Below are 10,594 nucleotides of genomic sequence, written 5' to 3'. Positions count from 1 at the left end.
GTGCCCTGGCCCAGCTCGCTCTCCACGTCGATGCGGCCACCGTGAGACCGGATGATGCCGTGCACCACCGACAGCCCCAGCCCCGTACCCTCCCCGGGGGGCTTGGTGGTGAAGAAGGGCTCGAAGAGGTGCTGCATCGTCTCCTTGGACATGCCCGTGCCGGTGTCACGCACCTCCACGCGCACCGCGTTCCCCTCGCGGCGCGTGGAGATGCGCACCACGCCGCCGGACGCGGTGGCCTGCCCCGCGTTGACCAGCAGGTTCACCAGCACCTGGACGATCTGCCGCGGGCGGCCCACCAGCGTCCCCACCCCGCCCAGCTCCTTCTCCACCCGGCAGTGACCAAGCTTCCCGTGCGCGATGCGCAGCGCCGTCTCCACCTCGGCATCGAGGTCGTAACCGGTATGGGCCTCGGGGTCCCCCCGCGCGAAGCGGCGCAGGTCCGCGACGATGGCGTTCACCCGCTTGATGCCGTCCACCGTGGCCGGCAGCACGTCGTCCACGTACTCCTTCATCGTCTCGGACAGGTTCGGCTCGTCGCGCAGGTCCCGGAGCATCGAGTTGACGTTGCTCGTCACGAAGCTCATCGGGTTGTTGATTTCATGCGCCACGCCCGCCGCCAGCATGCCCAGGCTGGAGAGCTTCTCCTGCTCGAGGGCACGCTGGTGCAGCTCCTGCAGCTCCCGGTGGGCCTTCTCGAGCTGCTCGCGCTGCTCCACCATGTGCCCCAGCATCCCACGCAGCAGCGCGGCCCGCTGCTCCAACACCAGGTAGGCGCAGCCGCAGAACAGGACACAGGCCAGGGCCATCTCCGGACGGCCACCGGTGGACAGCGCCACGGTGAGCACCGACCCCAGGTAGAAGACGATGCGCAGCAGAACCCAGCGATCCATCCCGTAGAACCAGAGCAGGTTGTAGGGGACGAAGATCCACACCAGGGGAGACCAGTGGGTGAGCGTGCCCGTCACCGAGACGCCCACCAGGTTGGCCAGCATCCGCGCCGTCTCCGCCCAGCCCCAGCCCACGCGGGTGGCGAGCCGCTCGACGAGCAGCAGGTTGAACAGGGAGAGCCACACCCCGACGCCCAGCACGCCGAGCACCACGGGCCACTGCCCCCAGTACCAGAGGATGAGCGCCCCGTTGAACACAGCCGGGCCCAGGCTCGCGACGGCCTGCATGCCCTGGTGGACCTGCGTGGGGTCCGCCTCCAGGACGGCCTGCTTCGATGGAGCGTCCATGCGCGAGGAAGGAGGGGCGCTCAGGGCCCCGGGGTGACGGGGCCCTGTCCCCCGAGGAGGGCCCGGACATCGGCGACGAGCCGCTCGTCGTCCCAGGGCTTGCTGATGAAGTGGGAGATGACGCCGGCCCGCGCGCCGACGGAGGACAGGTCCGCGTGGCCCGAGATGAGCACCCGCACCGTCTTGGGCGCCCGCTGCATCACCTGCCCGAGCAGTTCCAGGCCGTTCATCCCCCGCATGCGGAAGTCGGAGATGACCACGTCCGCCTCGAAGGTTTCGAGCTTCTGGAGAGCCTCCTCACCACTGAGCGCGACCTCGATGGTGAAGCCCTCACGCCGCAACAACCGGCGGAGCGCTCCGACCACATGTACTTCATCGTCGACGATGAGAATCCTGGGCATGGGGGGGCTCCGAGCCACGCCGGCACGTACCTCTCACGCTACATCAGATGCTGGGAAGTCCCACCTCCAGGGAGTGGCGGGGACGCAAAGACGGGCGCTCAGGGGACGGCCGAGGGCGGGCTCACGACGGGAAGGCTCGAAACCCGGCTCGTTTGATCCCAAACAGATTCTCGGCTGCCTGCCGGGGCTACGGACGCCCGGAGAGTTCAGAGGCCAGACGCAGCAGGTCGCGGAGGATACGGCCGGTGGCGCCCCAGATGACGTGGGAGCCGTAGGTATAGAAGTCCACCTCGTACTCCATCCCCCGGACACTGCGCCGCTCCGTGCGGCGGAGCGTCGGGTCCAACAGGGCCGCCAGCGGCACCTCGAGGATGAACTCCACCTCGTCGGGGCTGGGCTGGTACTCCACGCCCTCGGGGATGACGCCCACGAAGGGCTGGATGCGAAACTCGGTGAGGGTGGGCACCTCGTCCAGGGCGCCGAGCACGCGCACCCCGGATACGTCGATGCCCAATTCCTCCCGCGTCTCGCGCAGGGCGGTATGCAGCGGGGTGGTGTCCTCGGCGTCTCGCGAGCCGCCGGGAAAGGAGTACTGGCCGGCGTGGTGGCGCAGCGTGGTGGGGCGCTTGGTGAAGAGGATGTGAGGCGAACCCTCGCGCACGAGGAGGGGCACCAGCACCGCGGCCTCGCGCAGCACGAGTCCGGGGAGGTTGACGGCCCGCGGGGGGCGGGAGGCCAGCCGGGCCTCCAGTGCGTCGAAAAGGGTGTCCACGCCTACTCCGTCAGTTGCTTCTCCACGGGAACCTTCAGCGGCCTGGCCGGGGTGTCCACGTTCTCCACACCGGACATCGGGCGCAGCACGTTCAGCTGGAGCAACCCCAGCAGGACCACGCCCAGCACCACCCGGTAGACGATGAAGATGAGGGTGGAGCGGGTACGCAGGTAGCTCAACAGCCAGGCGATGGCGGCCCATCCCGAGCCAAAGGCCACCACCGTCCCCACGACGAGGGCCACGGTGGAGGGCCGCTCGGTGGCCTCCAGCAGGTGCTTGAGCTCGAAGATGCCGGCCAGGGAGGTGGCGGGGATGGACAGCAGGAAGGAGTAGCGCGCCGCGTCCTCGCGCCGCAGCCCCAGCGACAGGGCCCCGGTGAGGGTGGTGCCCGAGCGCGAGGAGCCGGGGATGAGGGCCAGCGCCTGCCACAGCCCCACGATGATGCCGTCCTGCCAGCGCATGTCGGCCAGGGTGCGCTTGTGCGAGGCCCGGCGCTCGACGATGAAGAGGACGAGGGCCAGCACGATGAGGCTGCCGGAGATGATGTAGAGCGAGCGCAGCGACGTCTCGATGGCCTTCTTGAAGGCCAGCCCGCAGAGGCCGATGGGCAGGGTGCCCACGAGGACGAACCAGGCGAGGCGCGACTCGGTGGTGGCGAAGGGCTGGCGCCGGAGCAGCCCCTGGAAGAAGGCCTTCCCCAAGGAGACGATGTCGCGCCGGAAGTAGATGAGCACCGCGGCCACGGTGCCGAGCTGGATGACGGCGGAGTACGCCGCGCCCGGATCCTGCCACCCGAGCAGCTCCGGGACGATGCGCAGGTGCGCGGTGGAGCTGATGGGCAGGAACTCGGTCAATCCCTGGACCAGCCCGAGGACGATGGCTTGAAGGAGGCTCATACGGTGTGGGGAGCTGGATGTATGCGCTACCCTCCGGGGCAGCAAGGGCCTTCACGGGCCCCTGTCTTCCAGGAACGCCCATGCCCCCTGCCCCGCTCTGTCCCTGCACCTCCGGCCTGCGCTACCGCCAGTGCTGCGCCCGCTACCACAAGGGCGAGGCGGAAGCGCCAGACGCCGAGGCCCTGATGCGCTCGCGCTACAGCGCCTTCGCCCTGGGCGAGGTGGAGTACCTGTGGCGCACGCTGCACCCGGAGCACCCCGACCGCGCCAGGCCCAAGGACGAGCTGCTGCGCGAGCTGCGCGCGGTGGCCCGCGGCCACAAGTACCCGCGGCTGCACGTGCTGGACCGGTGGCAGCCGCCGGACACCACGGGCACGGCGCTGGTGCTCTTCCATGCCCGCGTCTTCGAGACGGGGAAGGATCGCTCCTTCGTGGAGCGCTCCGAGTTCCGGCACGACGGCACGGGCTGGCGCTACCTCGCCGGAGAGGGGCTGGCCCCGAGCGCGCTGCCCGTCCCGCCCGAGTCCCTCACCCTCGCGAACTTCCCCACGCCTCCCGGGAAGGGCGCGGGGTGAGGAGGCGCGCCCTCAAGGAAGGGTGAGGGCGCGCAGCATCCGGTGCTCCCCCACCTGGATGCGCAGCAGCAGCACGGTGCCGGACTTCGCGCCCCGGGCGAGCTGGGCGAACTCGCGGGGGTTGCGCACCGGCTTGCCCGCGGCCTCGACGATGGCCATGCCGGGCTGGAGGCCGGCGCGGTCCGCGGGCGAGCCGGGATCCACCCCCACGATCAGCGCCCCCTGCTTGACGCCCGGAACCGTGCGCGGATCCACGTCCTGGAGCCGCAGTCCCAGCTTGCGGCCGGTGTCCTCCTCGTTCTCGTTCTGGGGGACCGAGGCGAGGCCCTCGAGGTCCGGGCGCTCGCCCAGCTTCACCTGCACCTGCTGCTGCTGGCCGTTGCGGAAGACGGTCAGCTTCACCGTCTCGCCCGGCGCGCGGAAGCCGATGTCACGGGTGAGGCCGCGCGAGGACTCGACGGCGGTGCCCTCGATGGCGGTGATGACGTCATCCGTCTTCAGCCCCGCCTTCGCGGCCGGGGTGTCCCCCTGGACGTCGGTGACGATGGCGCCCTTGCGCTCCGGCACCTTGAGCGCCTGGGCGAGGTCCGCCGTCAGGTCCTGCACGGACACGCCGAGCCAGCCGCGCTGGATCTTCCCCTTCTGCAACTGCGGCAGGAGCGCCGTGGCCATGTTGGAGGGCACGGCGAAACCGATGCCCGTGCCGCCGCCGACGATGGCGGTGTTGATGCCGATGACCTCGCCCCGCATGTTGAAGAGGGGTCCGCCCGAGTTGCCCGGGTTGATGGCGGCGTCCGTCTGAAGGAAGTTGTCGTAGGGGCCGGCCTGGATGTCGCGCGCTCGGGCCGAGAGGATGCCGGCGCTGACGCTGGAGGTGAGCCCGAAGGGGTTGCCGATGGCCACCACCGGATCTCCCACGCGAATCTGATCCGAGTTGCCGAGCCTCGCCACCGGCAGGTTCCTCACGTCGCCCTCGAGCTTGATGAGGGCCAGGTCGGTGAGCGGGTCGCGCCCGAGCACCTTGGCGTCGAACTCACGGCCATCGTTGAGGCGGACGCGGATGTCGATGGCGTTCTCCACCACGTGGTTGTTGGTGAGGATGAGGCCGTTGGGGTCGATGATGAAGCCCGAGCCCTCGCCCTGCTGGATGCGCTCCTGGGGACCGCCAAAGGGAGCACCGGGGGCCCCGGGTCCACCGGGAGCACCCGGCCCGCCCGGTCCCTGCGGCGCTCCGAAGAAGCGCTCGAAGAGGTCCCCCGGCATGGCGTCCGTGGCGGGGGCACGGGCCTGGACATCCACGTTGACGACCGTGTCCTTCACCGCGTCGACCAGGTCCGCGATGGACATCGGCCCCGAACCGCCCACCGCCTGCGCCTGGGGAGCGGACGGAGCGGGCGGAGTGCCCTGCTCGGCCTGGGCGGCCGGTGCGGGCGCCGTGGGCTGTGAGGGTTTCTGCCCGGGAGGAGCCGACTCCCGGGTGCGCGCCTCACACCCCGTCACGATCGCGAGCATGAGGGCATTGCACAGGACGACCTGCTTCCAGAACGCCGAGCGGGCGAGCTTCATCGAGGGACATCCTCCCTGGAGGAAGATGCGGACCCCGTGTCGACTGACAACCACACGGCGGACCTCGGAAGACGGACCAGAGGGCCCTCGCCCGTCTCCTCCCTCGCCGGGCGGGGGTGCCTAGAGCCCGCCCATGTCGTAGCTGGAGGGCACGTCCACGTGGAAGGCGAGGTCCACGGAGCGCTGCTCGGCGGGGGCGAGCGTCACCTTCCAGGAGATGATGCCATCCATCGCCTCGAGCGAATGGCCGCCGGTGGTCTTCGCCGAGTCCAGCTCCACCTTCACGTCATCGAGCTCGGAGACGGGGATGTGCTCGGCCACCTCCACCACTTCGGGGCGCTCGCGGTAGTTGGCCAGGTTGAAGCGGTAGGCGTAGCGGAAGCGGCGCCGGCCCCCGAAGAGGCCCTCGGTGCGGGCGATCTCCTCCACCACCACGCGCTCCACGCGCAGCGACTCCTCGAGGCCGAAGGTGAGCTCGAAGGCGCCCCCCTGCGGCACCTGCTCCAGCGACTGGCGGCCGATGAAGCCCGAGGCACGGAACACGTCCACCGGCCCCGGCAGCAGCGGGAAGGGAGCGCCGTTGACGAGGCTCGCCACGCGGAACACCACCGGGTGCAGCTTGGGCACGGTGCGCCAGACGAAGGAGGACTTGAGCTTCGTGCCCGCCACGCGCAGCCGCACGGCCGTGCCATTGCCGGGCACCTGCGCCAGCTCGGGCACGAGGAGCTGCACGGAGACGCCCTGCGAGGCCGCGCGCAGCGCTCCCTGCGTCTCCGCCGGGGCCTGCTCTCCGCTCCGGGCGTGCTCGTGCTGCTCGTCGCGCCGCACCAGCACCTTGCGCTCGGCGGGCCGCTCCTGGGCGCTCAGCACCAGGGGCTTCAGCTCGGGCGGAGAGGCGTTGGCGCGCGGCCGGGCGGTGGAGAGCACCAACCTCACGCCGGACCAGTCCTCACCGGTGGACTGGCGCACGGTGGCGAAGGTGGACAGCTCCACCCGGCCACCGGCCTCTTCGGCGCGCGCCTCATAGGAAGGAGTCCAACCCGCGCCGCCCACCACATACTGCAACTCCACGCGGGCACGGCCCTCGGAGGAGCAGGCCAGCCGCACCTCCACCCGCCGCTCCATGCGCTCGGCCGACTCACCGAGGTACGACTCCTGCTCGCGCAGCCAGTCCAGCTCACGCTGCACCTCGCGCATGCGGGTGGCCCGCGTCGTCATGTCGGCGGTGGCACGCAGCCGGGTATCCAGCGCGGCGTCGAAGGCGGTGGCCCACGCCCGGGTGTCCGGCTTGGGCTCGGACAGCTCGCGCGTCACCCGCTGCACGGACAGCTCGGCGAGCCCATCTCCCAGCTTCCGCAACGCCTCGGCGCGCGAGCGGGCGTCCACCAACTCCGCCATCTCGCGCTCCAGCACCTCGCGCTTCCCGCGCAGGGCCTCCAGCTCCGGGCCGAAGCGGCGCTCCAGGGTGCGCTCCTCGGCCACGAGGCTCTCCACGGTGGCGTCCTCGGAGCGGGCGCGGAAGCTCGCGGGGTCGGCGGCGGGGGGCACGGACTCGAAGACGGCGAGCGCGCGGCCGGTACACGGCACCGTCTCCACCCGCGTCACCAGGGCACGGTCCGGGTAGACGACGACGGAGGACACCTTCGCGGGGGCGACGAGCGCCAGCATCATCAGGGGCAGGGTGTGCATGGGCGGCTCCTCACTGGCTCTGCTGCAGGCGCCAGCCCTTGGGGTGGCGGACCGTGTACACGAAGGACACCGACTTCTTCTCCGAGGGCGGCACCACCAGGCGCCACTCCAGTGTGCCCTTGTCCTTGTCCTGCTCGGCGTAGGGCTCGGTGCGCGCGAGCTGCACCTCCACGTCCTCGTGGCGCGACAGCGGCCACTGGTCGTGGAGGCGCACCGGGAGGGCGAAGGGGTACGGGTTGGCCACCTCGATGGTGACGAGGTACTCGGAGAGGTCGTTCTTGCCGATGAGCCCCTTCTCCGCCGTCATGAGCTTCACGTTGCGCACCGGCCGCACCGCCGAGTCGATGCCGAGCGGCAGGGTGAAGGCCTCGCCCGGAGACACCACCGCGAGCCGGGCCTGGCCCGCCGGGTCGGCGCCGACGAAGAGCTGCGCCTCGCCACCGGGCAGCACCTGCTTGGAGGGGCTGCGCAGCTCCGCCACGAGGAAGGCATTCGGGGTGAGGGCCGGGTACAGCTTGCGCTCCACCTGCACGGGCCACGTCTCGGTGAAGAGGGGCACGCGCCGCTCCCCCCCGCCGCTGCGCACCGTCTCGCGGCGCTGCGCGGGGAAGGCCAGGGCGTAGCCGCCGGCGAGCGAGGCGGGCAGGTTCGGGTCCATCGCGGGCCGCCGCCAGCTCTGAGGAGGCGCGAGGCCCACGGGCACGGCCACGCTCGGGCGCTGCGCCGCGGGGAGCTCCTCGAGGACATAGCCATTCTCGGGAGAGGTGGCTCCGCTGGGAGCGCCTTCGGCGAAGTCCTGGGCGGATTCGAAGCTCCTGCTCGAGGAACCCACGTCGATGGGGGGCGGGGCCGAGGGCGGGGGCGGAGGAGGAAGCGGAGGCGAGGCCGCTCCCTCCTCCATGCCCTGCACGTCGGGGTTGATGAGCGAGAGGAGGCGGGAGCGGAGCTGCTCGTCCTCCCGCGGTGCCTCGGGCGGAGGCGGTGGAGCGGACGGCGGGGAGCGCCAGGAATCGGCGACCGGGGCTGGGGTGGGAATGAAGCGCTCGCGCTGGCCAATCTTCCAGGTGGCGATTCTCGGCGCGGTGGCGGCGGTGGCGGGGAGCGCCGTGCTGAGCGTGAGCGCCGCGTCCTCCCAGTCCTCGCCGCTCTCCTGGCTGACGCGGCCGGCGAAGGCCACCTGGACGCGGTTGGACTCGGGCTCGAGCCGCAGCTCATAGGAGGGATACCAGCGCGCGCCCGTGGTGACGTAGGTGAGCGTGAGCGTCGCGGAGCCCTGGCCCGAGAGGGTGGGGATGACCTCCAGGCCCGGGCGCTGCGGCGTGCCGCCGAGCTGCCGCGCCTGCTGCACGCGCCGCGAGAGCTCGCGATCGAGCGCCTCCTCGCGCTGGCTCACCTCCCGCAGCTTCGCCTGGAGGCGGGAGGTGGCTTCCACCAGGAAGTCGGTGGCGGCACGCCAGCCGGAGGCATCCAGCCGGGAGGGGCGCGGGGCGGCCGGAGGGGTGGTGGCTGGGGTGCCCTCTGGAGGGACAACGGGCTGGACCTTGCCGAGCACCTCGAGCTGTCCGGAGTAGACCTCGCGCTCGGCGCGGGCCTGGGCGATCTGATCATCGAGCCGCTCCAGCTCGGTGACGAGCCGGCGGGCCTCGGTGGCGGGCAGGGACCTGGCGTCCACGGGGCGGATGTCCACCCGCGCCACCTCGGCGCCCTGGGCCTCCACGCGGATGCTGGAGGGGTCCACCGAGCCCAGCAGGAAGGGCAGCTCCACGCGCTGGGTGCCGGAGAGGCTCACCCGGGCGGTGCGCACCACACGGGCCCGGTCGCTGTAGACGGTGACCGAGGTGACGGGAGCATCCACCGCGGCGAGCCAGAAGGCGCCCAGGGCTGAAAGTCCGAAGACGGGCATGCCTCCTTGTATCGTCCCCACCTCGGTGCCGTCACCCGCCCACTTCCGAGCGCACCCAGAGTGCGGGGAGTGGAGGCGCCGCGCACGGCATGCTCCGAGGAGTCCCTTTCAATGCACCGGACGGCTCGCATAGCGTCCGGGGCATGGCGGATTTCGACCTGGTGGTGATTGGCTCGGGCCCCGCGGGCGAGAAGGGCGCGGTACACGCGGCGCTTCACGGCAAGCGGGTGGCGGTGGTCGAGCGCGAGCCGGTGCTCGGTGGCACGGCGGCCAATACGGGCACCCTGCCCTCCAAGACGCTGCGCGAGACGTCGCTGTACCTCTCGGGCTTCCGCCAGCGGGGCCTGTACGGGGTGGACACGCACGTGCGCCAGGAGACGACGGTCTCGGACTTCCTCTACCGCGAGCGCCGGGTGAAGGGCATCGAGCGCGAGCGCATCCTGAAGGACCTCGAGCGCCACGGCGTGCAACTGGTGTACGGCCGGGGCGAGCTGGTGGACGCGCACACGGTGGTGGTGCGCCGTGAGGGCGAGCCGGAGCGCAGGTTGACGTCGAACGTCATCCTGGTGGCCACCGGCTCCTCGCCGTACCGCCCGCCGCTCTACCCCTTCGGGGACCCGCGGGTGCACGACTCGGACGAGCTGCTCGACCTGTCCGAGCTGCCGCGCGCGCTGCTGGTGGTGGGCGCCGGCGTCATCGGCTGCGAGTACGCGTGCATGTTCGCCGCGCTGGGCATCCCGGTGACGCTGGTGGACCCCAAGCCGGAGCTGCTGCCCTTCCTGGACGACGAGTTCTCCGCGCTGCTCCAGGAGCGCATGGAGGCGCTCGGGGTGCGGATGCGACTGGGGCGGACGGTGGAGACGGTGGACGTGCCTCCGGCCGCGAAGGAGCCCATCCGGCTGACGCTGTCGGACGGCGAGAAGCTGGAAGTGGACCAGGTGCTGGTGGCCTCGGGGCGCTCGGCGAACACGGCGGGGCTGGGCCTGGAGGCGGTGGGCGTGAAGCTGGGCGCGCGCGGACAGGTGGTGGTGGGGCCCGAGTACCAGACGGCGGTTCCCGGCATCTACGCGGTGGGAGACGTCATCGGCTTTCCCGCGCTGGCCTCCACGTCCATGGAGCAGGCACGCATCGCGGTGATGCACGCCTTCGGGCTGGAGGACCCCAACAAGATGGCGCCGGTGCTGCCCTACGGCATCTACACCATCCCCGAGGTGTCCATGGCGGGCGAGACGGAGGAGTCGCTCCGGGCCAAGGACATCCCCTACGTGGTGGGCCGCGCCGCGTTCTCCACCAACCCCCGCGGGCAGATCATCGGTGAGTGCCACGGGCTGCTGAAGCTGCTCTTCCGCCGCGAGGACCTGCGGCTGCTGGGCGTGCACGTGCTGGGCGAGCAGGCCTCGGAGCTGGTGCACGTGGGGCTGGTGGGGCTGATGACGGGCGCCTCCGCGCGCCTCTTCGTGGAGACGTGCTTCAACTACCCCACGCTCTCCGAGGCCTACAAGACGGCCACCTACGACGCGCTCGACAAGGTGCGCGCGCCGAAGGGGCCGTGAG

General features: G+C 71.4%; 9 protein-coding genes. 2 read left to right on the top strand and 7 right to left on the bottom strand.

Features of this window, described 5'->3' with window-relative positions; genetic code table 11:
- The 4 genes from VF697_RS07420 to VF697_RS07405 form a co-directional block, all read right to left on the bottom strand.
- Positions 1-1,238: sensor histidine kinase (locus VF697_RS07420; RefSeq protein ID WP_331092796.1), on the bottom strand; the 1,238-nt coding region annotated here is incomplete at its 3' end.
- Between the two features lie 20 nt (positions 1,239-1,258).
- Entirely contained in the window at positions 1,259-1,639 is a 381-nt protein-coding gene (locus VF697_RS07415; RefSeq protein ID WP_331092795.1) for a response regulator, read from the bottom strand.
- Between the two features lie 187 nt (positions 1,640-1,826).
- Positions 1,827-2,411 (bottom strand): CoA pyrophosphatase, encoded by a 585-nt coding sequence (locus VF697_RS07410; RefSeq protein ID WP_331092794.1) that lies wholly within the window; start codon positions 2,409-2,411, stop codon positions 1,827-1,829.
- 2 nt (positions 2,412-2,413) lie between these two features.
- A complete protein-coding gene (locus VF697_RS07405) occupies positions 2,414-3,307 on the bottom strand; it encodes an undecaprenyl-diphosphate phosphatase (RefSeq protein ID WP_331092793.1) in 894 nt (297 codons plus the stop codon).
- Positions 3,308-3,387: 80 nt separating this feature from the next.
- Between VF697_RS07405 and VF697_RS07400 the strand changes: the two genes are divergently transcribed.
- Positions 3,388-3,882, top strand: coding sequence for a YchJ family protein (locus VF697_RS07400; protein WP_331092792.1), 495 nt, complete (start codon positions 3,388-3,390; stop codon positions 3,880-3,882).
- Between the two features lie 12 nt (positions 3,883-3,894).
- On the opposite strand, the gene VF697_RS07395 is transcribed toward VF697_RS07400, so the two are convergent.
- The 3 genes from VF697_RS07395 to VF697_RS07385 form a co-directional block, all read right to left on the bottom strand.
- Positions 3,895-5,448 carry a Do family serine endopeptidase gene (locus tag VF697_RS07395; RefSeq protein WP_331092791.1) on the bottom strand — a complete coding sequence of 518 codons (1,554 nt, stop codon included), beginning with the start codon at positions 5,446-5,448 and terminating at the stop codon, positions 3,895-3,897.
- Positions 5,449-5,568: 120 nt separating this feature from the next.
- Positions 5,569-7,137 (bottom strand): mucoidy inhibitor MuiA family protein, encoded by a 1,569-nt coding sequence (locus VF697_RS07390; protein ID WP_331092790.1) that lies wholly within the window; start codon positions 7,135-7,137, stop codon positions 5,569-5,571.
- A 10-nt stretch (positions 7,138-7,147) separates the two neighbouring features.
- Positions 7,148-9,040: a mucoidy inhibitor MuiA family protein gene (locus tag VF697_RS07385; RefSeq protein WP_331092789.1), complete on the bottom strand. Its 1,893-nt coding sequence runs from the start codon at positions 9,038-9,040 to the stop codon at positions 7,148-7,150.
- A 143-nt stretch (positions 9,041-9,183) separates the two neighbouring features.
- On the opposite strand from VF697_RS07385, the gene sthA reads away from it, so the two are divergent.
- Entirely contained in the window at positions 9,184-10,593 is a 1,410-nt protein-coding gene (gene sthA / locus VF697_RS07380; protein ID WP_331092788.1) for a Si-specific NAD(P)(+) transhydrogenase, read from the top strand.
- Position 10,594 lies beyond the last annotated feature (1 nt).

It is taken from the genome of Archangium sp., from assembly GCF_036388035.1.
Lineage (GTDB): Bacteria > Myxococcota > Myxococcia > Myxococcales > Myxococcaceae > Archangium.
Note: the sequence above shows the minus strand (reverse complement) of the source record. Positions and strands in the feature narration are given on the sequence as shown.